At 54.8% G+C, this 22877-nt stretch carries 24 protein-coding genes and 2 tRNA genes; 9 read left to right on the plus strand and 17 right to left on the minus strand.

Annotation, left to right across the window (positions count from 1 at the left end; all coding sequences use genetic code 11):
* Window positions 1-121: 121 nt before the first annotated feature.
* A complete protein-coding gene (gene infA / locus LG297_RS15420) occupies window positions 122-340 on the minus strand; it encodes a translation initiation factor IF-1 (protein ID WP_007092059.1) in 219 nt (72 codons plus the stop codon).
* 221 nt (window positions 341-561) lie between these two features.
* Between infA and LG297_RS15425 the strand changes: the two genes are divergently transcribed.
* On the plus strand, window positions 562-1068 hold the full coding sequence (locus LG297_RS15425) for a GNAT family N-acetyltransferase (protein WP_404421775.1): 507 nt from the start codon (window positions 562-564) through the stop codon (window positions 1066-1068).
* Here LG297_RS15425 and LG297_RS15430 read toward each other — a convergent pair.
* From LG297_RS15430 to LG297_RS15460, 7 genes are all read right to left on the minus strand, one after another.
* On the minus strand, window positions 1065-1511 hold the full coding sequence (locus LG297_RS15430) for an arsenate reductase ArsC (RefSeq protein WP_404421777.1): 447 nt from the start codon (window positions 1509-1511) through the stop codon (window positions 1065-1067). The genes LG297_RS15425 and LG297_RS15430 overlap by 4 nt on opposite strands.
* 6 nt (window positions 1512-1517) lie before the next feature.
* A complete protein-coding gene (locus tag LG297_RS15435; RefSeq protein ID WP_167332761.1) occupies window positions 1518-1994 on the minus strand; it encodes a UPF0262 family protein in 477 nt (158 codons plus the stop codon).
* Between the two features lie 50 nt (window positions 1995-2044).
* Window positions 2045-3340: a histidinol dehydrogenase gene (gene hisD / locus LG297_RS15440; protein ID WP_404421779.1), complete on the minus strand. Its 1296-nt coding sequence runs from the start codon at window positions 3338-3340 to the stop codon at window positions 2045-2047.
* Window positions 3330-3989, minus strand: coding sequence for an ATP phosphoribosyltransferase (gene hisG / locus LG297_RS15445; RefSeq protein WP_007092064.1), 660 nt, complete (start codon window positions 3987-3989; stop codon window positions 3330-3332). The genes hisD and hisG overlap by 11 nt, the downstream gene beginning before the upstream one ends.
* A gap of 61 nt (window positions 3990-4050) precedes the next feature.
* Window positions 4051-5343, minus strand: coding sequence for a UDP-N-acetylglucosamine 1-carboxyvinyltransferase (gene murA / locus LG297_RS15450; RefSeq protein WP_404421782.1), 1293 nt, complete (start codon window positions 5341-5343; stop codon window positions 4051-4053).
* A gap of 82 nt (window positions 5344-5425) precedes the next feature.
* Window positions 5426-5980, minus strand: coding sequence for a dCTP deaminase (gene dcd / locus LG297_RS15455; RefSeq protein WP_037989813.1), 555 nt, complete (start codon window positions 5978-5980; stop codon window positions 5426-5428).
* Window positions 5981-6122: 142 nt separating this feature from the next.
* Entirely contained in the window at window positions 6123-6305 is a 183-nt protein-coding gene (locus LG297_RS15460) for a hypothetical protein (protein ID WP_404421784.1), read from the minus strand.
* A gap of 177 nt (window positions 6306-6482) precedes the next feature.
* On the opposite strand from LG297_RS15460, the gene LG297_RS15465 reads away from it, so the two are divergent.
* From LG297_RS15465 to LG297_RS15485, 5 genes are all read left to right on the plus strand, one after another.
* Window positions 6483-6557: transfer RNA gene (locus LG297_RS15465), tRNA-Thr, on the plus strand.
* 27 nt (window positions 6558-6584) lie between these two features.
* A tRNA-Thr gene (locus LG297_RS15470) sits at window positions 6585-6659 on the plus strand.
* A 282-nt stretch (window positions 6660-6941) separates the two neighbouring features.
* On the plus strand, window positions 6942-7643 hold the full coding sequence (locus LG297_RS15475; protein ID WP_404421786.1) for an MT-A70 family methyltransferase: 702 nt from the start codon (window positions 6942-6944) through the stop codon (window positions 7641-7643).
* Between the two features lie 80 nt (window positions 7644-7723).
* Complete coding sequence (locus LG297_RS15480; RefSeq protein WP_404421788.1) at window positions 7724-8812, plus strand: hypothetical protein; 1089 nt, start codon at window positions 7724-7726, stop codon at window positions 8810-8812.
* Complete coding sequence (locus LG297_RS15485; RefSeq protein ID WP_404421790.1) at window positions 8809-9228, plus strand: type II toxin-antitoxin system VapC family toxin; 420 nt, start codon at window positions 8809-8811, stop codon at window positions 9226-9228. The genes LG297_RS15480 and LG297_RS15485 overlap by 4 nt, the downstream gene beginning before the upstream one ends.
* Window positions 9229-9326: 98 nt before the next feature.
* On the opposite strand, the gene LG297_RS15490 is transcribed toward LG297_RS15485, so the two are convergent.
* The gene (locus LG297_RS15490) at window positions 9327-10358 is read right to left on the minus strand and encodes an NAD-dependent epimerase (protein ID WP_404421792.1); all 1032 of its coding nucleotides are present in this window, start codon (window positions 10356-10358) and stop codon (window positions 9327-9329) included.
* 211 nt (window positions 10359-10569) lie between these two features.
* Between LG297_RS15490 and LG297_RS15495 the strand changes: the two genes are divergently transcribed.
* Window positions 10570-11301, plus strand: a complete 732-nt coding sequence (locus tag LG297_RS15495) for a putative metalloprotease CJM1_0395 family protein (protein WP_404421794.1) — start codon at window positions 10570-10572, stop codon at window positions 11299-11301.
* Between the two features lie 285 nt (window positions 11302-11586).
* Window positions 11587-12240 (plus strand): response regulator transcription factor, encoded by a 654-nt coding sequence (locus LG297_RS15500; RefSeq protein ID WP_007092070.1) that lies wholly within the window; start codon window positions 11587-11589, stop codon window positions 12238-12240.
* Between the two features lie 51 nt (window positions 12241-12291).
* On the opposite strand, the gene LG297_RS15505 is transcribed toward LG297_RS15500, so the two are convergent.
* The 7 genes from LG297_RS15505 to LG297_RS15535 all read right to left on the minus strand — a co-directional run bounded on the left by LG297_RS15505 (window position 12292) and on the right by LG297_RS15535 (window position 19038).
* Window positions 12292-14268, minus strand: a complete 1977-nt coding sequence (locus LG297_RS15505; RefSeq protein ID WP_404421796.1) for a response regulator — start codon at window positions 14266-14268, stop codon at window positions 12292-12294.
* Between the two features lie 79 nt (window positions 14269-14347).
* Window positions 14348-15346 (minus strand): MDR family oxidoreductase, encoded by a 999-nt coding sequence (locus tag LG297_RS15510; RefSeq protein WP_404421798.1) that lies wholly within the window; start codon window positions 15344-15346, stop codon window positions 14348-14350.
* 90 nt (window positions 15347-15436) lie between these two features.
* On the minus strand, window positions 15437-15817 hold the full coding sequence (locus tag LG297_RS15515; RefSeq protein WP_404421800.1) for a YkvA family protein: 381 nt from the start codon (window positions 15815-15817) through the stop codon (window positions 15437-15439).
* 59 nt (window positions 15818-15876) lie between these two features.
* Complete coding sequence (locus tag LG297_RS15520) at window positions 15877-16152, minus strand: hypothetical protein (protein WP_404421802.1); 276 nt, start codon at window positions 16150-16152, stop codon at window positions 15877-15879.
* Between the two features lie 125 nt (window positions 16153-16277).
* Entirely contained in the window at window positions 16278-17042 is a 765-nt protein-coding gene (locus tag LG297_RS15525; RefSeq protein WP_404421804.1) for a glycosyltransferase family 2 protein, read from the minus strand.
* Entirely contained in the window at window positions 17035-18006 is a 972-nt protein-coding gene (locus LG297_RS15530) for a glycosyltransferase family 9 protein (protein WP_404421806.1), read from the minus strand. Before LG297_RS15530 ends, LG297_RS15525 begins: the two co-directional genes overlap by 8 nt.
* A 3-nt stretch (window positions 18007-18009) precedes the next feature.
* Window positions 18010-19038, minus strand: coding sequence for a glycosyltransferase (locus LG297_RS15535; RefSeq protein ID WP_404421808.1), 1029 nt, complete (start codon window positions 19036-19038; stop codon window positions 18010-18012).
* A 160-nt stretch (window positions 19039-19198) separates the two neighbouring features.
* On the opposite strand from LG297_RS15535, the gene LG297_RS15540 reads away from it, so the two are divergent.
* Window positions 19199-20113, plus strand: a complete 915-nt coding sequence (locus tag LG297_RS15540; RefSeq protein WP_404421810.1) for a YgfZ/GcvT domain-containing protein — start codon at window positions 19199-19201, stop codon at window positions 20111-20113.
* 85 nt (window positions 20114-20198) lie between these two features.
* On the opposite strand, the gene ppdK is transcribed toward LG297_RS15540, so the two are convergent.
* Window positions 20199-22862, minus strand: a complete 2664-nt coding sequence (gene ppdK, locus LG297_RS15545; RefSeq protein WP_404421812.1) for a pyruvate, phosphate dikinase — start codon at window positions 22860-22862, stop codon at window positions 20199-20201.
* Window positions 22863-22877: the final 15 nt, after the last annotated feature.

Genomic DNA, 22877 nt, shown 5'->3' on the forward strand with positions numbered 1-22877 from the left:
CTCCCCACAGACATCCAAAGCCAAACCAGAAGGGTTGTAGACACAGCAAAACGCAACCATGCGCGCAAACCTAAACTGCGCGCCCGGCAACGTCAATTTTTGCGGTATTACAGGTTCCGGATTACTTGAAACGGAAGGTAATACGACCCTTGGTCAGGTCATAAGGCGTCATTTCGACGCTGACGCGGTCACCAGCAAGAACACGAATACGGTTCTTGCGCATCTTGCCCGAGGTATGAGCAAGAATTTCGTGATCATTGTCCAGCTTCACGCGAAACATCGCATTGGGCAAAAGTTCGACAACGGTGCCCTGAAACTCGATAACGTCTTCTTTAGCCATGAGACTCCTAGCTTTCGTATTGCAATACCAACTACCGGTGGCCCGCAAACTGCTCCGAACGCGCAAAAAGGTCAAGCCCTTTCACGCAAGGGACAAAGCGGCCCTGCACTGCATTTCGTTCATGCCCTGCATGACGGCATAAACCTGCACCGGGAAATCATGTTGTTTCCCATGACCGATCCCCTTTATGGTCTCAAAGCCCCCATCAAGGACCTTTGATTATGTCTGCCAACCACCCGATGCCCTTAAACCCGCCCCAGATCAGGATCGCATCCGCGCAGGATGTTGACGACATTCATGCCATGCTGTTTGAAATTGCCCGTGCCACCGGGTGCGAGGACAAGTTCAAAAGCACAGCGGAAGATCTGGCGCGCGATGGCTTTGGCCCCCACCCGGCGTTTGAAGCGTTGATTGCGCATGATGGTGATGTGCCGGTCGGGCTGTGCCTTTATTTTCCGAGCTATTCGACCTTTCGCGGCAAGGCGGGGATTTATATTCAGGACCTGTTTGTCGCCCCGGAATATCGTGGCGGCGGTTTTGCCCGGCATCTGATCGCAAAGGTTGCCGAACGCGCCCGAACACGTGGCCAGCATTATATCCGTCTGTCGGTTGATGCCGAAAACATCGTCGGGCAGCGGTTTTATACCCGTATGGGCATGCGTCATGCCCATGATGAAAGAATATACGTTCTGGACGGGGATGCGTTTGACGCGCTGATTGACGGCTAGACTTTGGGGGCCGGATCAAGCGGGAAGCGTTCAAGAATGCGTTTTTTGATCTGATCACGGACCTGACGGTAAGCTTCAAGGCGGACTTCACGCGAACCTTCGACAATTGTGGCGTCGAAGGTATTCCAGAATTCGACATCACAGGCCATGGTGCGGGTCATTTCAACCGCCCTGTGCTGGGCCTCGGGCGACAGGGTGATGATCAGATCGAAAAATCCGTCTTCAAGTTCGTCAAATGTCTTGGATTTATAGTTCGAGATATCCAGCCCGATTTCTTCCATGACCGCGACGGCAAAGCCGTCAAGATCACCGGCGCGCAAGCCGCAGCTTTCAACATATACCTTTGTTCCGTGATAATGGCGCATGATTGCAGCCGCCATCACGGATCTTACAGCGTTGAAGCTACAGGCAAAAAGAACCGAACCGGGAAGTTCTTCTGCCACCGTGCCTTAACCCCGGATATGAAGGACACAGATCAGGGTAAACAGGCGACGCGCAGTGTTTTCATCAATCGTCACCTTTTCCGACAGCAGTTCGCGAAGCTGTTCCGATCCTTCGTTATGCAGACCGCGACGGGCCATATCGATGGTTTCGATCTGTGCTGCGCTCGCCTTTTTGATCGCGTCGTAATAGCTTTCGCAGATCATGAAGTAATCCTTCACGATCCGGCGGAACGGCGTTAACGGCACGACAATGGTTGTCAGATTTTCGGTATCGTCATCGCCGCGCACATCCATATAGATGCGGTTGTCCTCGATGCGCATGTGAACCGAATACGGCCCTTCGAAGCCGCCTTTTGGCGCGAAATGGTTTTCTTCGAGAAGGTCATAGATGGCCACCGCCTGCTCGTGCTCGACCTCGGGGCGGCGACGCACCTTGTATTTCTCGTCGAGATAGATACCGGCAATGCATTGGTTATCTGCAATTTCTGCCATCTTAGTCTCCCTGCGATCCCTCGGCGCTGCACTGCAACAGCTTACATGCGGTTGGACCGGATCGCCACAGAAAGTCCGTGTGCCTGCAAACCTTCGCTTTCGGCCAGTGCAATCGCCGCCGGGCCGATCTTGGCCAGACTTTCAGGCGTGCATTTGATCAATGACGACCGCTTGATGAAATCAAGCACACCCAGACCCGACGAGAAACGCGCCGAACGGGCGGTTGGCAGAACGTGGTTCGGCCCGGCAACATAATCGCCAATCGCCTCGGGCGTGTAACGGCCAAGGAAAATGGCACCGGCATGATGAATGTCTTCGGCAAGCGCGTCCGGGTCATCAACAGCCAGTTCAAGATGTTCCGGTGCAATCCGGTCAACCAAAGCCGGAGCCTGCGTCAGATTTTCCACCAAGACAATTGCACCAAAGTCGCGCCAGCTTGCCCCGGCGATTTCCGCACGCGGCAGTTTTTCAAGATGGGCATCAATGGCGTCCTGAACACGGTCGGCAAATGCCGCATCATCGGTAATCAGGATTGATTGCGCGACCGGATCATGTTCGGCCTGCGACAGCAGATCGGCCGCGACCCAGCTCGGATCATTGCTGCCATCGGCAACCACAAGGATTTCCGACGGGCCGGCAATCATGTCAATCCCGACCTGCCCGAAAACGCGGCGCTTTGCGGCAGCGACAAAGGCATTGCCCGGACCGACGATCTTGTCGACCGGCTTGATGGTTTCCGTCCCATAGGCAAGGGCGGCAATCGCCTGTGCCCCGCCGATACGGTAAATTTCATCCACCCCGGCAATGCGCGCGGCGGCCAGAACCAGCGGGTTCATTTTATTATCTGGGGTCGGCACCACCATCACGAGGCGCGCCACACCGGCAACCTTGGCCGGGATCGCATTCATCAGGACGGACGACGGATAGGATGCCAGCCCACCGGGCACATAAAGACCGGCTGCCGACACCGGACGCCAGCGCCAGCCGAGTTCGACCCCGGTCGCATCGGTATAACGTTCGTCAGAGGGCATTTGGCGGTCGTGATAGGACCGAATGCGTTCTGCGGCCAGTTCCAGCGATTTCAGAAGATCGGCATCGATTGCGGCAACCGCAGCATCGACTTCGTCCCTTGTTACCACCATGCCGCTGGCATCGATATTCAGGCGATCAAACCGGTTGGTATAGTCACATACCGCCGCGTCACCGCGTGCGCGGACATCGGCAATGATATTGGCAACCGCGGCATCAACATCGGCATCCGATTCCCGCTTCATGCCCAGAAGTTTTACAAAGCCGTCTTCGAAATCGGCATCCGTGATCGAGAGTTTAATCGGCATTGCGCACCTCGGAAAAACGGTCGATCCAGGGCTGAACATCGGTCGGGCGGGTCTTGAGCGCCGCCCGGTTGACGATCAGGCGCGAGGTAACATCGGCAATATGTTCGATTTCGCGAAGCCCGTTGGCCTTGAGCGTGTTGCCGGTCGATACAAGGTCAACGATACGACGGCACAGGCCAAGGGTCGGTGCCAGTTCCATCGCCCCGTTCAGCTTGATGCATTCGGCCTGAACGCCGCGCGCGGCAAAATGGTTGCGGGTGACGTTGGGATATTTGGTGGCGACACGGACATGCGACCAGCGCGACGGATCATCGCCGTCGATCATTTCTTCGGGTTCGGCCACGGCAAGGCGGCAATGCCCGATATCCAGATCAAGCGGGGCGTAAATTTCGGAATAATCGAATTCCATCAGAACATCATTGCCGCAGACCCCGATATGGGCCGCGCCAAAGGCAACGAAGGTGGCGACGTCGAAGCTGCGCACACGAATGATATCGATATGCGGATGATTGGTGGCGAAACGCAGGGCCCGGGATTTCGGATCGTCAAATGCGGCTTCCGGTTCGATCCCGGCGGCACGCACCAGCGGCATTACCTCGTCAAGAATGCGCCCCTTTGGCAGGGCCAGCACCAGCTTTTCGTCACTCATCAATCAGTCGCCTTACGCGTTTGTCTGTCGCCGTGGCCCAAAGGCCAATGATCCCTGCGATTTAAGCAGGGACACGGACACGTTCGATCTGCGCCCCGCAGGCGCCAAGTTTTTCTTCCAGCCGTTCATAACCGCGGTCGAGATGATAGACACGGTTAATAATCGTCTCGCCCTCGGCTGCCAAGCCTGCAAGTACCATGGATACCGATGCGCGCAGATCGGTCGCCATCACCTCGGCCCCCGACAATTTGGCACTGCCGCGCACGATGGCGGACCGGCCATGCACATTGACATCAGCGCCCATGCGGCTCAGTTCCGGGACATGCATGAAACGGTTTTCAAAAATCGTTTCGGTGATCATGGATGCGCCATTGGCGACTGCCATCAGGGCCATGAATTGCGCCTGCATATCGGTCGGGAAGCCGGGATAGGGTTCGGTCATGACGTCAACCCCCTTAAGGGCGGCGCGATTGCCGCGCACGATCATGCCGTCTTTGGTTTCCTCGATCTCGACCCCGGCCTTGCGCATCGACACGATCAGGCTTTCGACCAGTTCGGCTTTGGTACCGACCAGTTCGATCTCGCCCCCGGTAATGGCGGCTGCAATGGCATAGGTGCCGGTTTCGATACGATCGGGCACCACGGAATATTCCGCCCCGTGCAGGCGTGGCTTGCCGGTGACTTTCAGCGTATCGGTGCCGATGCCTTCGATCTCGGCCCCCATCGCGACAAGGCAATGGGCCAGATCGGTGACTTCGGGTTCGCGCGCCGCATTGGCGATTGTGACCACACCATCAGCAAGGGATGCCGCCATCAGGGCGTTTTCGGTCGCGCCGACGGATACCTGCGGGAACAGGACATGCCCGCCCTTAAGCCCTTCGGGGGCGCGGGCTTCGATATAGCCCTCTGTCAGGTGGATTTCAGCGCCCATGGCTTCAAGCGCCTTCAGATGCAGGTCAACCGGACGGTTGCCGATGGCGCAGCCACCGGGCAGCGACACACGTGCCACACCACACCGCGCCACCAGCGGCCCCAGCACCAGAACCGATGCCCGCATTTTGCGGACCAGATCATAGGGTGCGGTCGTCGATGCGATTTCCCTGGCGGTCATTTCCAGAACGCGACCGGTATGCCCGCCATTGGGCGCATGACCGTTCAGATGCAACGCGACACCATGTTGCCCCAACAGATTGGCCATCGATGTGATATCGGCCAGATGCGGCAGGTTGGAAAGGGTCAGCGTTTCATCGGTCAGAAGGGCTGCTGCCATCAGCGGAAGGGCCGCATTCTTGGCACCGCCAATTGCGATTTTGCCCTGCAACCGGCGGCCGCCGGAAATCTTGATCTTGTCCATTCAATCCTCGTATGACCATGCCGGTTGCGACATGGCGGTTACTCGTGTCTCTGGCGATGCCGCCTTTGTGGCATTGCCTTTATCACAGACGCGGCAGCGTGACACCTTTTTGGCCCATATATTTTCCTGCGCGATCCGCATAGGAGGTATCGCATTCGCTTTCGGCTTTCAGGAAAATGAACTGGCAGGCCCCTTCGTTGGCGTAAATGCGGGCCGGAAGCGGCGTGGTATTGGAAAATTCAAGGGTGACATGCCCTTCCCATTCCGGTTCCAGCGGGGTGACATTGACGATGATGCCGCAGCGGGCATAGGTCGATTTGCCAAGGCAGATCACCAGCGTATCGCGCGGAATGCGAAAATATTCGACCGTGCGCGCCAGTGCGAAACTGTTGGGCGGGATCACGCAGACATCGGTCTGGCGATTGACGAACCCTGCATCGGAAAATTCCTTGGGATCGACAATGGCCGAGTCGACATTGGTGAAAATCTTGAATTCGTCGGCAACCCGGGCGTCATAACCATAGGAACTGACCCCGTAGGAAATGACACCATCGCGTTTGAAACCGTCGACAAACGGTTCGATCATGCCTTTTTCCTGCGCCATCTGGCGTATCCAGTGATCCGGTCTTACCGACATATCGCCACCCCTGTTCTGCATATTGGCATTGTGCCATTGGTTTTACCCGCGCGGGGCACACAAGATCAACCGGGCGATGCGGGCAACCGGGCCAAATTGGCATTTTTCTTGAAACGGGGCTCCGAAACCGGTGGGAAGCGGACTAATCCTTGCCCGAACCGTCCGAACCGCTGCCCTGCTGGTTGGCATCGGTATCCTGTTCCACGGTCTTGCGCGAACGCTGTTGCTGTTTTCGGCGCGCCAGATTGGCACGCAGGGCTTCGGCCTCGCGTTTTTTGCGCTCTTCGTTGGTTGCGGGATATTGCTTGCTTTGCTGTGCTGTCATCTTGCCAATACGTTTCTGGTTCCAAAGGTCAGGCTTTTATAGAATATTCCGAGGCAGAATGCAGCCTTGACCCACAAAATCGTACCATCCGCCCAAGATCAAAAATCTTCGCATAATTCGGGCTTGACCAATTGCCAGCCAGTGGCCTATAACCCGCCCGCACCGCAAGGGCTCAATGCTGCTGTAGCTCAGGGGTAGAGCACTCCCTTGGTAAGGGAGAGGCCGGGAGTTCAAATCTCCCCAGCAGCACCATTGCCCGACGACCAGCCTTTTTAAAGGGCTGCTGTAGCTCAGGGGTAGAGCACTCCCTTGGTAAGGGAGAGGCCGGGAGTTCAAATCTCCCCAGCAGCACCATTTTCCCGAAATCGACTTTCTACTATCCAACCGACCTTCATTACAATGCACTTTAGCGAAACTAGACGTGCATTGAAAAACCCGATGAACTCTGCTAGAACAAAAAAAGAACATTACATCACCCTCGTTACCAATTGTCAGTCATGTCAATGTGTGTTCTAAGGGCTTTATTGAGAAATCGATTGAGAACATCACTCGGTAGACTCCCTAAGCCAACGTAGATTTTCTCCTTATATTGTGCTTGTTTGGAGAGAAAGAACCGAACATGTTCAAAGGGACAGCATGAAAGACCAAGAACTTTCCGCTAAAGACGAATTACGATCATTTTTGAATGGTCAAAAATTCGGAACAATTATGGCAGACCCTCCTTGGCGCTTCCAAAACCGAACCGGAAAGATTGCTCCCGAGCACAAAAGGCTTGCTCGCTACCCAACCATGGAGCTCTCGGATATCTGCAATCTCCCCGTCACGGAACATCTTGAAGACCGTGCTCATTGTTACCTATGGGTACCAAACGCACTATTACCTCAAGGCCTTCAAGTCCTTCAATCTTGGGGATTTGAGTATAAATCTCATATTGTATGGGAGAAGGTTCGCAAGGACGGAGGCCCTGATGGTAGAGGTGTTGGGTTTTACTTTCGAAATGTCACAGAGATTCTACTCTTTGGCACCCGCGGAAAAAGCGTAAGAACTCTCTCGCCAGGACGATCACAAGTAAACTTTATTTCAGCACCGGAACCAAGCGAGACAAAGATAGCCCCCCAAGGGGACCTTCTGAAAACACGCAAACGTGAACACTCTAGAAAACCCGATGAACAATATGACATTATCGAAGCCTGTTCATGGGGTCCTTTTCTCGAACTATTTGGCCGAGGGCGTCGTAAGGGATGGACGGTTTGGGGCAATCAGGCCGAAGACGACTATAAACCAACTTGGAAAACCTACGCATACAACTCGTCTTTGACAACTGCTCCGGCAGAGTGATAACCCCTTGATTTAATCATCAGAAATATTGTTTCATAGAAGCGGTCGATAGCGACCGCTTTTTTCGTTTGGAGGACTTCGTGAGCGAGGTTTGGAAACCCGGAAGTTTCACAAAGAATTTCTCATGGGGCCGAAACAAAAACGGTCTTGTGGAACTGCATTCCGTAATTCAAACAGGCTTTAATGGAGTTCTGGAAGATGTGCCGCGACAATTATTCCGCGAACGCATCAAGAGAAGCGGACACACAGAATACATTCCGATAAATTTCTTCTTGTTTAATAGGAACATTGACGGCGAGGACATGATTTGCGCCGATGAGCTGGCGTTCCAAGCGTTATCATGGGAACACTCTGCAGCCTTCGATAAAGTTGCATTATTCGCATTTTTATTCAGCTACGCGGGCAAGTGGAAAGGGGCTAGTTCCTTTCAACGTCACCCCGCAATGTGGGCAAATGCGTATGTACGAGAACGTATCAGCCCCTTATTTGGGTGGAACGCAAGCAAGGTTAATGCAAATGACATTCAAAATTTTGTTGCGAATGACCCGCGCTATCAAGCAGAAACGACACGCAAGCTTGCGACCAATCTGAATTTTTTACTGCACATAGGTAGAATACAGGATTTTGGAGATAAACGACCGGGGAGATGGTGGGTAGACTGCCTATTTCTGGCACTAGACCGTATTTTGGAAGACGCATTGATTGATGGTCGCACATATCAAAACTCGGAATATTCAAGCTTGCTAGCCCACAGCAAATTTTTCGAGCTTACAGGTGGTGACAATATAGAAAAAAAACTCGCAACCAAGCATCTTGTCCGGCTCTATGCAGCTCTTGGCGGCAGGGATCGTTTGTCAGAGCCCTCTGTAGAAAACCGACTCAGAACATACTTACAAGAATTCCAACCAACTCGTGTAAATGATCCAAGGCCTCGCGGGGCAATACACCTGACAAACCCTAGAATTCTCAAGAGTATCCCACCTATCTGCACAGACTTAGCGAAAAGCGCAGGCTTTGAAGTTATATCTCCTGACGATATGGAGGATCTGCAAGCAGCAGATTTCATTAGGGGACAGACAACCTCCGCTCTTGCTATATTACATGAACATGGCATTCGCCCAACAATGAGTATTGAAGAGTTATTGCGCATTACTAGAGGCGATGAATGACGACTTTACTTGACACAAATATTCTCATTGCAATGCTCGACGACAATAATTATTTCCATAGGTGGGCTTTAGAGAAGTTTGACGAACTCAAAACTGAAGGCCCTATGCTTATTTCTGATATTGTTTATTGTGAAGCCTCAGTAGGCATGGAGAGTCAGGAAGCGATGGATACCGCCATATACCGATTAGGTATAGATCGAATTCCCTCTTCAAACAAATCACTCTTCAGAGCTGGACGAGCTTTTAAGCGTTACAAACAAGAAAACCACGGCCCCAAATTGGGGGTCCTGCCAGACTACACAATTGGAGCAATTGCAGAAACTGAGGGAATCCCACTTCTAACCACTAATCCCTCAGATTATGTAGGCTATTTTCCTGAGATTGAAATTATAAAACCAACCCCAACTGCTCCTTAGCCAACTACTAAAAATATTTAAGACGGATCGTTCATGACTTTCACAAAAGTGGAACTTTCCGTTCACATCTCAAAAACGCTAAAAACTGCCAATTTAAATTATCGATAAAAGGTCTGGTACCACTCGACAAAGCGGCCAATCCCCGTTTCAATCGAGGTTTCCGGCTTGAAACCGACGGCATCGGTCAGGGCGTCGACATCGGCATAGGTCGCCGGAACATCGCCCGCCTGCATCGGCAGCATGTTTTTCTCGGCCGTTTTGCCCAGTGCCTTTTCAAGGGTTCCGATCATATGCATCAGTTCGACCGGATTGTTGTTGCCGATATTGAACACGCGATACGGGGCGGAACTGGTTGCCGGGTCCGGTTTGGCCGGGTTCCAGTCGGGATTGGGGGATGCGATGGTTGAAATGCAACGATAAACACCTTCGACGATATCGTCGATATAGGTGAAATCGCGGCGCATTTTACCTTCGTTAAAGACGTCAATCGGACGGCCTTCCAGAATGGCCTTGGTAAACAGGAACAGCGCCATATCCGGGCGCCCCCATGGACCATAAACCGTAAAGAAACGAAGGCCCGTGGTCGGCAACCGGTAAAGGTGGCTGTAGGTATGCGCCATCAGTTCGTTGGCTTTTTTTGACGCCGCATACAGGCTGATCGGGTGATCGACATTGTGATGCACCGAAAACGGCATTTCGGTATTCATGCCGTAAACCGAACTGCTTGACGCATAGACCAGATGCTTCACACCGTTATGGCGGCAGCCTTCAAGGATATTGGTAAAACCAACCAGGTTGGCATCAATATAGGCATGCGGATTTTCGAGCGAATAACGCACCCCGGCCTGTGCGGCAAGGTTGATGACATAGGCGGGCTTTTCGGTTGCGAACAGATCAGCGATGCCTTCGCGGTCTTCGAGGTTCATACGGACAAATTTGAAACCGTCACGCCCCTCAAGCCGTGCAAGACGGGCTTCTTTCAGCGTGACGTCATAATAATCGTTGACGTTATCAAGCCCGATTACGGTGCTGCCCTGATCCAGCAGTTTCTGGCAAAGATGCGATCCGATAAAACCGGCAGCCCCGGTAACCAGAACCGTTTCATTTGCGGGAATGACAAAGTCGGACATCACGATCAGTTTTCCTGTCTTGAAAGGCTATTGCCCAAGAATTGGGGGCATCCAAAATCCAGACTTTCCTGTAACAGCCTATAGTTTGGCACGCAAGACAGCATGCTTCATGAAGGCTGCCAAAGGATAGACACCGGGCGAGACTCCTGCAAATTTTCCTGCTATCCTTAAGTATCGATTCTGTATCGCCACGGAAAACCATTTCGATCCGATGATTACGACCGGCCAAACCATAAGCAACCCGGCCAGCGGTGGATTGGGCATCGTCCTGAATGTCAGGGAGATTGCACAAACTGCCGATGGCAGTGTATTGGCCGAATATGAAGCGATCGAGGTTAAACCGGGTACACAAACGGCGTCATCAAACGCCCCCTATGGCATTGCAGGAGAAGCCGGTTCGGGGCTTCGCACCCGTATCGTCGATCCCAGAACACTGACCGAGGCGCAGGCTGTTGCCAGCGGCGTCAGCCGTAGCGAGTATCGCGCGGCACGTGAAGCAAGCGATGAACAGGCAGAAAGCAATAGCACCGGACCAAAGAACCCGGCGGATCTGAGTGCCGCGGAAAAAGCCGACATTGCACGATTGCAAGCCCGCGATTCAGCTGTAAAGCAGGAAGAAAAAGCGCACGCTGCCGCAGCAGGGCCTTATGGCTCTGCCCCGCAATATGAATATCAGATCGGGCCGGACGGCAAAGCATATGCCATTGGCGGTCATGTCGATGTCGGCGTGAGCCTGTCGGGCAGTGCGGAAGACACGGACAGGGCGCTGGCGACACTTCAGAATGCGGCCCTTGCGCCAAATGCGCCGTCGGGGGCGGACATGTCGGCATTCAGGCAGGCCAGTCTGCAACGGGCAACGACAGATCATGATGAACCTAAACCGATCCCCGGTTACGGAACCTCAAAAAACGACGCGAACGACATTTTTTCGATTTATGCCTGATCCCCGGGATAAGGCGATATAGATTAGAAGCCGGTTTTACTATGCAATATGCGATAAGAATTTTAATTCCCCTCAACGCATACTATTCTCACGGATAGTATTACCCTCTAAAAACCATCCTGCAGTTTGACAGGACATCAGAATTATTTAATGCTGCGCTCGCGTCCGGGGGGACGCGAATTTGGAAGATGACAACTTTGCGCTGTCCCGTCTTTTTGGGTGCGGGGCGCGATTCCGGTACCGCCTTTTGCGGGATACCGACAGAAACGGGTACGGCACAATAACATGAATATCCTGCTAGCGGACGACCATGACCTCGTCAGAGACGGGATCACATCCTTTCTGAAAACAGCAGCCCCAGAAGTCGAAATTGCCCAGGCGAAGGATTTTGCCGAGGCCCTTTCAATTGTTGATGGCGACACTCCGGTCGAGTTGACGATCCTTGACCTTAACATGCCGGGTATGAACGGTCTTTCCGGCCTGACCGTGATGCGCCAGAAGCATCCGGAAATCCCTGTTGTCATCCTGTCGGGCTCGGTCAAGCGTAGTGACGTCCTGAATGCGCTTGAACATGGCGCATCGGGCTATCTGCCCAAAACGCTGTCCGGAAAGTCGTTGATCAATGCGCTTCGCCTGATCATGTCGGGGGAAAAATACATTCCGTCGGCACTTCTGGAAGATGACGGCAGCAATACGCGCCCGGGTGAGATTGATCTTGATGGGCTTGCACCGGATAATCCCCTGCGTCAACTGACCAATCGCGAACGCGAAGTTCTGGCCCTGCTGACCAAAGGCCTGTCGAACAAGGAAATTGCCAAGCAACTGACCGTGCGCGAAATTACCGTAAAGGTCCATCTGACCGGCATTTTCAAAAAGCTGGGTGCGGCGAACCGCACACAGGCCGTAAAAATCGCCATGCAGCTTGGCTGGGAAGCTTAAGCTTCAGACGTCAGAGCTTCAAAAACCCGGCCGCTGGCCGGGTTTTTTGTTTCAGCCCGCAAATACCTCGGATATTTCGTCAAGGGTTGCCAGAAGTTCCTTCAGATCAAGCGGCTTTGACATCACCATGACGGGCGCGTCGTCGCCATCCTCGACCGGCCGGTCGGCATCCCCCGGATGGCCGGTCATGACGATCACTGGCAAGGCAGGATTGCGTTCGCGCAACGCCCGAACCAGACTGTTGCCATCCATTTGCGGCATCCGGATATCGGTAATCAGGATATCGGGTTGCACAACACCCGCGAGTGCGAGGGCATCCTCGCCGTCGCTGGCCGCAGAAACCGAAAATCCCTGCGCTTCGAGATAGGCCGCAATGATTTCCATGGCATCGATTTCGTCATCGACAACCATGATCCGTAAATTGCGGGATTTTGTTTCGGGGATTTTCTGCTGTTGCGGCAGTAACGGCGCATCATCGGACGCCCCCCCCTCATCCCCGGTACTTTCGCCGATATGGACAGCAGGCAGGACAATCTCGAAACAGGCACCGTCCCCTTCATTGCGGACATCGATATGCCCGCCCATTCCCTCGACAATGCCATAACTGACCGAAAGGCCGAGCCCCGTACCCTTGCCGACATCCTTGGTGGTAAAGAACGGGTGGAAAACAAGGCCGATGGCATCTTCGGGAACACCGCCACCATTGTCGTTAATGGCAATCCGCAGCACTTCCTGATCGGCATCCAGCATCGCGGTTAACCGGATCAACCCGCCAATGCCGCCGGTATCATCGCCATTTTCGGTGATCGCATCACGTGCATTGGTCAGCATATTGACCAGAACCTGTTCTAGCTGCACCTGCCGGCCAAGCACCTGACAATTTTGTGCAGAGGGAACAACATCGACGACAATACCCGCCAGTCGACAATCATGTTCAACCATGTCCACCGCACGGCTGACCGCCCGCATCGGATCGAAAAGCTCGAAATCATCCTCGTCCGGACGACTGTAAATCTGCAAATGGCGAATGATTTCGGCCATCCGCCGGGTCTGGCCGCTGATCAGCGACAACCGTTCCTTCTGGAAAGAAGGCTGAACCTTTTCAAGCTCATATTGAAGCGCACAGGTATCCGCAGCCATCCGGATCACATTAAGCGGCTGGTTCATCTCATGGGCGACGGATGCGGCCATCTCGCCAAGGGTCGCCAGTTTGGAGGTTTGCACCAGTTGCCGTTCGATTTTACGCTTTTCGGTCACATCCTCGGCAAGCATCAGCATCGCCGGTGCGCCTTCATGGGTGAAGGCGATGGCGGATACTTCAAGTTCGACATTCTCCCCGTCGCCGCGACGGCACATGATCACGAAATCGGCCCGCCCGGCATAACCACCGGCGTAACGTGCGATATATTCGCCCATGATTTCCCGGCTATCGGGATGGACCATCTCCATAAAGCTGCGCCCAACCAGTTCCGAACTGTCATTGCCATGCAGAATGGCTACACCCTGCTGATTGATATAGGCGATCTCTTCGCCGCTCAGCACGGAAATCAGTTCAGGGGCAAGCTCCACCAGCTTGCGATACCGTTCCTCGCTTTCCTTTAATGCCTGTTCAGCGCGCGAACGTTCAATCGCATAACGGATGGAGCGGCGAATGGTCCTGCCATCGGGGAATTCCTTGGTCAGGTAATCTTCTGCACCGTGCTGAAGGGCTTCAAACGCCAGTTCCTCGTCCTTATGCCCGGTCAGGACAACGACCGGGGCACTGTTGGTACAACTGCGAATGCGCCGAATGGTCTCGACCCCAGATGAATCGGGCAGGGTCAGATCGAGCAGGACAACGTCAAACTGCCCATCAGGGCCGGTGCCATTTAGCAAGGTCATGGCTGATGCGAGATCGGGACGATGTTCGATCTTGAACTGTTCGCCGGTTTCCTCCAGCAATGTTTTTACAAGAAAAGCATCGCCGGGATTATCTTCGACCAGAAGGATACGAAACCGGTTTTCGCTCATAAGGCTGGGCCCATTCATTTCAGCATTTTGGCGGGCACCGCCGACACAAAAGGGGCAACGGGCCAGATCACGCTGATTCTGCATATATTTGGTCTGACTAGCAATCCTGCACATCAATCAGCAACCGCCCGCGCACCTGTCCTTTGAGGATTTTCTCGCTCCAGGGCAGGATATCGCGAAGGGCAACTTTGGTTGTTACCGCATCCAGTTGTGCCATTGGCAGCTCCTTTGCCAGTCTTTCCCAGGCTGTGACGCGTTTATCATAGGGACACAGGACCGAATCAATCCCGATCAGCCGCACGCCGCGCAACAGGAAGGGAATGACCGTTCCGGGCAAATCAGGACCGCCGGCCAACCCGCAGGCGGCAACGACACCATGATATTTCATCTCGGACAGGACATGGGCCAGCGTTGTGCTGCCGACACTGTCAATCGCCCCGACCCAGCGTTCACTCAGTAACGGTTTGCTTGTGTCTGTCAGTTCTGATCGATCAATAATCGTTCGCGCCCCAAGCGTGCGCAGATAATCATGCGTATCGGCCCGCCCGGTGGAGGCAGCAACCCGATAGCCAAGACTGGCAAGAAGACTGACCGCGACAGACCCGACCCCACCGGCTGCCCCGGTCACAAGGACTTCGCCATCCTGATCGGGGGGCAGCCCCTGTTCTTCCAGTGCCATGACCGCCAGCATGGATGTAAAGCCCGCAGTGCCAATCGCCATGGCGTGTGCGCCATCAAGTCCGCCCGGCATTGGTACCAGCCAATCGGCTTTGACGCGTGCATACTGGGCATAGCCGCCCCAACGGGATTCGCCGACCCGCCATCCGGTCAGGATGACCTGATCGCCGGGCGCATAACGCGGATCATCCGATGAAATCACTTCGCCCGCAAAATCGACACCGGGCACATGCGGGTATTGCCGGACAAGGCGGCCAAGCCCGTTCAGAATCATGCCGTCCTTGTAATTCAGGGTCGACCAGTCGACCCGGACAAGAACCTCGCCCTCAGGCAGGTCATCAATCGCGATATCCTGGAAACCGGCCTGAACCGTTTTATCCTGCTGGGTTAAAACCAGTCCGCGGAATGCCTTTTTCATGGTTGCTTCCCCGTTTTCGTTCGTGATCAGGAAAGAAGCTTACGGCTCGATGGCAAAGACTGTCAAAGACGCAAGGAGGGTGCTTTGCTTTCACCCGCCGGATGGATTTTTCAGGAATGATTCATCGGGCCCTGTCAGCATTCCGATAGCAATAACGACAACGATCAGAACCACCAGATAAAGCCATTTGCGCGAGGTTGCGGGATTATCGGCACTGTCGGGACTATCGGTTGCCATGCCTTGCTTTATGGATGGCGGCAAACTGCGATAGGAAAGCCAACCGAGCAACGGCACGATAATCAGATCATCAATCCAGCCGATCCCGGCAATAACATCGGGCAAAAGATCAATCGGACTGACGAGATAGACAATCCCCATTACCAGCAAAATCTTGCTGCGTATCGGCACATCGGGCCGAAACAGGCTGCGTAAAAGATTGGGAATGATCGCCCAGACGGATGCCTTGGCCATGGGATACTCCGGAAAATGACCCGTTACACAATCCATTCTGACAGCTTGTGGGGAGAATGTCAGCGACGTGTAACGCGCCCCGGAAGACTTGCCTGCATATAGCCACCTTCGACCCCGGCGGTCCTGGTCAGATCAAATGCTCCGCACATGCTGCCGCAAGACGCTGCCTGTGACGGATTATGTCGGATGGCATATACTTCAAGGCCGCTTCCGTAATCGGGAACCGGTACAAGCATGGCGCGGGCCTGCTGGTCCCCCACCGACACCTGAAGCCAGGCAATGGCAACGGCAAACAACAAAACAATTATCATTGTCATATTATCAGTACGGATCATCGGTCTGGTCCGAACGCAGTTGGAACAAAAGTCACATGCAAAGCAAATGCGCCAGCGTGTGATTTGTTCCCGACCAAACGGCAATAGTACCAGTTTAAGTATCAGTTGTTTGTCAATTTGACGATTTACTCGTCGTCATAGCGTGCTTTCAGGTAAGAGAGCATGGGGAACAAAGCAGCAAACAGCGCGATAAGGAACCCCATTCCTCCTTCCTTGTATCCCTTGCGGGACACATAACAGCGAAAGAACCGGGAAAAGATGCGGCGGAAATTGTTTGCAAAGCTTCCAATGTTTCCACTTGCGCGCAAATCCGCAGCGCGGGCTGAACTATAGCTGTTCAGTCTTTTGATCATGTCCGAAATGTTTCTGTCGACATAATGTAAAAGAGCACCATCAAGCTTGGGCCCCGGACGCCCCAACAATTCGATAGATGGATGAACCCGTTGGGGACCCCATTGTTTATGCCCTTTCCGGAACAGGCGCCATACAGCCGACGTTCCGAATGATGCCCCCCACCCATAACGAACCAGACGGCGACCAACATAGTTATCAACCGGGATAACAAAGCGATCAAACTCGTTTGTTTCCATGGCCTTGCGAATAGATTTAGCGAGTTCTTCGTTTACATGCTCGTCGGCATCGACTTCGAAAATCCAGTCGCCGGTAGCCTCGGCAATCGCCCGATTGCGACGCTCGCCCTCGATATCCCAGCTGCCTACAATCGTTTTTGCGCCAAACTCGCGCGCGATTTCTTCCGTGCGATCCGTACATTTATCGCATAGAACAATAACTTCATCGGCAAAGGTGAGGTGTGCCAAACAGGATGGCAGGCGTTCTTCCTCGTTATGCGCACACATAACAACTGAAAGACGGGGCATTTCATCAGCCATGATGCTTTTCCTCTATCCGGTAGTCTCGTAGAAGCGTTTCTGCCGCTGACACAACCTTGTCCACAGGCAATGTATCCATCAAGACCTCTTTGGATAACGGGCTGGAACGATTTTCGATAATTTTGTCATAGGACCAATCGGTACGAACCGCTCGTCCCCACTTCGCAAAAGGACGGTAATGTTCATCACGCGATGGACCAAACAATCCTATTGTCGGTTTGCCCGACGCCGCCGCCATATGCATAAGACCTGAGTCATTTCCAACATACAGGTCCGCGCGGCGCAGACAGGCCATGACCGTCAAAAGATGTTCGCTGCCAAAAATCTCGGTTCGCCTGTTTTCCGGTATCGATGCAATCACCGGTTCGGATGCCTCGCGTTCATTCGGTGCGCCAACCAGCAGAACGTGGGCATCTTCAAGCACACCGCCAACCGCCCGCAGGCGCGCAATTGTTTCGGCGAAGCGTTCGGGACGCCAGGTTTTTCCTATCCAGTTGGTACTTGGTCCAACCACCAGAAGCGGGCGCTCATCGACAGGCAGTATCTTTGCCGCACGTTGTTCATGTTCGGGCCCGACCCAGACAAACGGTTCAGGAGCCGGATCAACACCGATAAGACGTGCAAGCTGTTCCACCCGGTGGACACTGTCATCGTTGCCCTTGAGCACCACACGTTTCCAGCCCGGAAGCACATATGCCGTTGCACTGCCGCGCAGATCGACGATGATGTCCCACCAGCGAAACGCGACCGATTTCCAAAGCTTCCACCAATGGCCGCCGCGTTTCTGCTTTGGCATTTCGATGATGCGTTCAAGTCCCGGCACCGCTTCAAAAATCGGGGCGGCAACCGGGCCGCAGGCGACTGTCACCCTGATGCCGGGATATGTTTCGACATAGTGACGCAGTACCGATGTCGAAAGAACGGCATCGCCCAGCCGGTTCGAGGTGATGAACAGCAAACGCACGGTTTAAAGTTTCTCCAGCTCGCCAGCGACGTTAAGCCATTCGCGGCGGCTGTTGCGCGCCGCTTCGGACTGGCTGGCAAAAATCTGCCGGTCTGCCAGCAACTGCATCACCAGATTGCCATAGGCGGTTTCATCGGGAACGATATAGCCGGTCTTGCCGTTTTCAACCCGCGTCTTGGCAATGCCGCCAAAGGACACAACCGGGGTTGCCGCGGCCAGCGCATCGTAAATCCATTGGCCGACCTGATCATTGCCGTATTTTCCGTGATGCAGAAACGCCCGCGCGGTTGCGATACGTTCGGCCATGTCGGCCTCGGGCATCGGGTGGCAAACGCGTACACCCTTGTCGATGTTATCACGCACCATATCGACGAGTTCTTCGGAAACCTCGTCATTTTCGCCGGCCATCGCCGAAAACAGGTCGGCAGCATAAATTTCCAGCATGGCACCGGGCACCTTAGGTACGACATAAGCCGACCAGATGCGGATGATCTGGGCAATGCCGGTTTTGCTGTTGGCGACCGTCACGGCAAGGTCTTCGCGGCTTTCGAATGCCCAGTGCATGTTTGATGCCATGGCAAAGGCCGGGCACGCGCCCGGTGCGATCACAATCGGGCGTTTGGCGGTATCGCCATCAAATGCCCTGCCCTGATCCTCGTGGGTGAAAATCACCTGCGCGCCGGTTTCAAGCAATGCCAGACGCGCCTTATCCGCATTCAGATCGGATGCCATGCCATCAAACCAAAGCCAGCAATCGCTACCTTCGGGGATTGACGGATGACGCAGCAATTCCGCATCGCGCCACACCAGAACCCGATCCACCGGATCCCCGCCAAAGGGCGGCATGGCGCTGTCAAGCTGTCGCCAGGCAACGCCATGATAATCAAGGTCAATGCCACCGTTCCGGCGGGCTTCAACCTTGTGGCCACGGGCAACAAGGGCCTCGGCCAGCGCGATAAATCCGCGTTGGCGAGACCCCAGCGGGCGGGCTTCGCGATCCTTGGGATCAAAGCCGATGGAACGGTCGAGCATCAATATTTTCATACATTGCGTTCTATCGGTTCCCGCGCGATTTATGAAGGCTTTTCTTGTGGTGGGTTGCTTTTGCCTTTGCCAAACCACCCCTTGCCAAATCCCGGTCATTGCCCCACATTTCGGCCAACAATTCCGATAAACCGGAGCCATAAGAATCATGAGTGAGACTTTATACGCCCCCCTGCCTGACCGGGCCGTGATCCGGGTCAGCGGGCCTGATCGCGTCAGCTTCCTTCAGGGGCTGGTGTCGAACAATATCGAAAAAATCACGGCTGATCATTCCGGCTATGGCGCGCTTTTGTCGCCGCAGGGCAAGTTCCTGTTCGATTTCTTTGTCTATCAGCAGGATGAAGACAGCCTTCTGATTGAATGCGAACGTGGCGAAGACGGTGCGCGCGCGGCCGAGCTGTTCAAAAAGCTGCGCATGTATAAATTGCGCGCCAAGGCGGAACTGACCGACGTCACCGAAAGCTATGACGTTGTGGCCGTTTTCGGCGATGGTGCCCTGAGCGCACTTGATCTGCCCGATACGCCGGGTGCCACGGCACCGTTTGCCGACGGGATCAAGGCCGTTGATCCGCGGCTGAGTGCGATGGGTGCGCGTGTGTTGCTGCCAAAAAACGAACTGGCACAAATGGCGGCCATCGGTGCCACCGAAAGCGATGAAAGCACCTATCACCAGCATCGCGTGCTGCTGGGCCTGCCCAATGGCAGCGAGGAAATGGAAATCGACCGCGCCATCCTGCTTGAAAACGGGTTTGAGGAACTGGGCGGCGTCGATTTCAAAAAGGGCTGCTATATGGGGCAGGAACTGACCGCACGCACCAAATATCGCGGGCTGGTTCGCAAACGCTTGCTACCGATCACGATCACCGGCCCGGCACCGGAAATCGGCACCCTGATCATGAATGGCGACAAGGAAGCCGGCACCATCCGCAGCATCCATGGCAATGCGGGTCTTGCCCTGATCCGGCTCGAACGGATTGGCGATGATGCCGAGCTGACGGCGGGGGATGCCAAAATTTCGGTCAAGGTTCCCGACTGGGTCAAGTTGCCCGAAACGGCGGCCTGATCCACCGATCATCGGCCTATTCAAATACAAACGGCGGCAGAAATTCTGCCGCCGTTTGCTTTATCAATGCTGCCAGATAGCAGCCTTATTTCTTGAGCGCGGCCTGTGCGGCGGCCAAACGCGCAATCGGCACGCGATAGGGCGAGCATGAGACGTAATCCAGCCCCTGTGCCTCGCAGAAGGCGATGGAGGATGGATCCCCGCCATGTTCGCCGCAAATGCCAAGCTTGATGTCAGAACGCGTTTTACGGCCACGTTCGGCAGCAATGCTGACCAGCTCGCCCACCCCTTCCTGATCAAGCGACACGAACGGGTCACCGGCAAAGATATCCTTGGAAATATAGGTGTCCAAGAACCGGGAAGCGTCATCACGCGAAAGACCAAAGGTCGTCTGGGTCAAATCGTTGGTCCCGAAGCTGAAAAATTCGGCTTCTTCGGCGATTTCACCGGCCCGAAGGGCGGCCCGCGGCAATTCGATCATCGTGCCGACAAGGAATTCGAGCTTGGCCGATTTTTCGGCCTCAACTTCGCCCGCAACCTTGATGATCACGGCCTTGAGGATTTCAAGTTCCTTCTTGCCGACAATCAGCGGGATCATGATTTCCGGAATGACCGGATCGCCACCATCCTTTGAAACCTCTATCGCGGCTTCGAATATCGCGCGGGTCTGCATTTCATAGATTTCCGGATAGCTGATGCCAAGACGGCAGCCGCGATGCCCCAGCATCGGGTTGGCTTCCGAGAGTTCCAGCAACCGGCGACGCACGACGACCTCTGCCACACCCGCCGCATTGGCGACCTCGGCAATTTCTGCATCGCCATGCGGCAGGAATTCATGCAATGGCGGGTCCAGCAGACGGATCGTGACCGGTAATCCCTTCATGATCCGGAACAGGTCAATAAAGTCCTGACGCTGATAGGGCAGAAGTTTATCCAGTGCCGCACGCCGGCCCTTTTCCGTATCGGCCAGAATCATTTCGCGCATGGAAATGATGCGTGCCGGGTCAAAGAACATATGTTCGGTCCGGCAAAGGCCGATCCCCTCCGCCCCGAAACCGCGTGCGGTTGCCGCATCATCAGGTGTTTCGGCGTTGGTGCGGACCTTAAGACGGCGCACCCCATCCGCCCATTCCATCAATTGCGAAAAATCACCCGACAGGTCCGGTTTCAGTGTCGCGACTTCGCCCAGCATCACCTCGCCCGTCGCACCGTCAAGGGTGATGACATCGCCTTCGTTCAGGGTCACGCCACCCGACATCATGGTTTTGTTGGTATAGTCGATCTTGACCTGACCGGCGCCGCAAACACAGGGCGTGCCCATGCCACGCGCCACCACCGCCGCGTGGCTGGTCATGCCGCCGCGCGATGTCAGAATACCCTCGGCGGCATGCATGCCCGCAATGTCCTCGGGGCTGGTTTCGATGCGCACCAGAATGACCTTGCGGCCCCGGTTATGCACCCAGTCCTCGGCCACCTCGGCGGAAAAGACAATCTGCCCCGATGCCGCGCCGGGCGATGCCGGAAGCCCCATGCCGATCACCTTGCGATCCGCATCGGGATCAAGGGTTGGATGCAGCAACTGGTCAAGCTGTGCGGGATCAACACGACGCAGCGCATCTTCCTGCGAAATCACACCATCGCGGCACATCTCAACCGCGATGCGAAGGGCGGCCTTGGCCGTGCGTTTGCCCGCACGGGTTTGCAGCATATAAAGCCTGCCGGACTCAACGGTGAATTCCATGTCCTGCATGTCGCGATAATGCGATTCAAGCTTGTCACGAATATCGCAAAGCTCACCAAAGACGCCGGGCATGGCTTCTTCCATCGACAAAAGATCGGAACCCGACTCTTCGCGTTCGATTTTGGTCAGCGGGGCCGGGGTACGGATCCCCGCGACAACGTCCTCGCCCTGCGCATTGATCAGATATTCTCCGTAAAAACGGTTTTCACCGGTCGACGGATTGCGCGAGAAGCACACACCGGTCGCGCAATCATCGCCCATATTACCGAATACCATGGCCTGAACATTGACCGCCGTGCCCCAGCTTGCCGGGATATTGTGCAGGCGACGGTATGTGTTGGCGCGCGCGTTCATCCAGCTTCCGAAAACCGCCCCAATCGCGCCCCAAAGCTGTTCGCGCGGATCCTGCGGGAAGGGACGCCCGAGTTCGGCATCAACCTTTTTCTTGAAGCCCTGAACCACCGCCTGCCAGTCATCGGCACCCATTTCGGTATCAAGGACATAGCCCTTGTCTTCCTTGTGGATTTCAAGGATTTCCTCGAAATGGTAGTGATCAACGCCCAGAACCACATCGCCATACATCTGAATGAAACGGCGATAGCTGTCATACGCAAAACGGCGGTCACCAGAGACCGCCGCCAAACCTTCAACCGTTTCGTCATTCAGGCCCAGATTAAGAACCGTATCCATCATGCCGGGCATCGAGGCACGTGCGCCGGAACGAACGGAAACCAGCAACGGGTCCTTGGGATTGCCAAATTTGCGACCGACCAGGGCTTCGACAGCAGCAAGCGACTTTTCAACTTCGGCTTCAAGACCGTCGGGATAGGCACGGTCATTGTCATAAAACGCCGTGCAGACTTCGGTCGTGATGGTAAAACCGGGCGGGACCGGAAGGCCGAGATTGCTCATCTCGGCAAGGTTGGCACCTTTACCGCCCAAAAGCTCGCGCATATCGGAACGTCCTTCGGCGCTACCGCCACCGAAGCCGTAAACCCATTTGGTCATCTTGCCTTTTCCTCA

It is taken from the genome of Thalassospira australica (genome assembly GCF_044790785.1).
Lineage (GTDB): Bacteria > Pseudomonadota > Alphaproteobacteria > Rhodospirillales > Thalassospiraceae > Thalassospira > Thalassospira australica_A.

Coding starts and splice junctions, on each gene's coding strand:
- LG297_RS15460 (WP_404421784.1), bottom strand. CDS start 6,305: ATGACAGCACAGCAAAGCAAGCAATATCCCGCAACCAACGAAGAGCGC.
- dcd (WP_037989813.1), bottom strand. CDS start 5,980: ATGTCGGTAAGACCGGATCACTGGATACGCCAGATGGCGCAGGAAAAA.
- ppdK (WP_404421812.1), bottom strand. CDS start 22,862: ATGACCAAATGGGTTTACGGCTTCGGTGGCGGTAGCGCCGAAGGACGT.
- hisD (WP_404421779.1), bottom strand. CDS start 3,340: ATGCCGATTAAACTCTCGATCACGGATGCCGATTTCGAAGACGGCTTT.
- infA (WP_007092059.1), bottom strand. CDS start 340: ATGGCTAAAGAAGACGTTATCGAGTTTCAGGGCACCGTTGTCGAACTT.
- LG297_RS15500 (WP_007092070.1), top strand. CDS start 11,587: ATGAATATCCTGCTAGCGGACGACCATGACCTCGTCAGAGACGGGATC.
- LG297_RS15490 (WP_404421792.1), bottom strand. CDS start 10,358: ATGTCCGACTTTGTCATTCCCGCAAATGAAACGGTTCTGGTTACCGGG.
- murA (WP_404421782.1), bottom strand. CDS start 5,343: ATGGACAAGATCAAGATTTCCGGCGGCCGCCGGTTGCAGGGCAAAATC.
- LG297_RS15540 (WP_404421810.1), top strand. CDS start 19,199: ATGAGTGAGACTTTATACGCCCCCCTGCCTGACCGGGCCGTGATCCGG.
- LG297_RS15495 (WP_404421794.1), top strand. CDS start 10,570: ATGATTACGACCGGCCAAACCATAAGCAACCCGGCCAGCGGTGGATTG.
- LG297_RS15515 (WP_404421800.1), bottom strand. CDS start 15,817: ATGGCCAAGGCATCCGTCTGGGCGATCATTCCCAATCTTTTACGCAGC.
- LG297_RS15525 (WP_404421804.1), bottom strand. CDS start 17,042: ATGGCTGATGAAATGCCCCGTCTTTCAGTTGTTATGTGTGCGCATAAC.
- hisG (WP_007092064.1), bottom strand. CDS start 3,989: ATGAGTGACGAAAAGCTGGTGCTGGCCCTGCCAAAGGGGCGCATTCTT.
- LG297_RS15485 (WP_404421790.1), top strand. CDS start 8,809: ATGACGACTTTACTTGACACAAATATTCTCATTGCAATGCTCGACGAC.
- LG297_RS15425 (WP_404421775.1), top strand. CDS start 562: ATGTCTGCCAACCACCCGATGCCCTTAAACCCGCCCCAGATCAGGATC.
- LG297_RS15505 (WP_404421796.1), bottom strand. CDS start 14,268: ATGAATGGGCCCAGCCTTATGAGCGAAAACCGGTTTCGTATCCTTCTG.
- LG297_RS15535 (WP_404421808.1), bottom strand. CDS start 19,038: ATGCTCGACCGTTCCATCGGCTTTGATCCCAAGGATCGCGAAGCCCGC.
- LG297_RS15520 (WP_404421802.1), bottom strand. CDS start 16,152: ATGATCCGTACTGATAATATGACAATGATAATTGTTTTGTTGTTTGCC.
- LG297_RS15475 (WP_404421786.1), top strand. CDS start 6,942: ATGAAAGACCAAGAACTTTCCGCTAAAGACGAATTACGATCATTTTTG.
- LG297_RS15510 (WP_404421798.1), bottom strand. CDS start 15,346: ATGAAAAAGGCATTCCGCGGACTGGTTTTAACCCAGCAGGATAAAACG.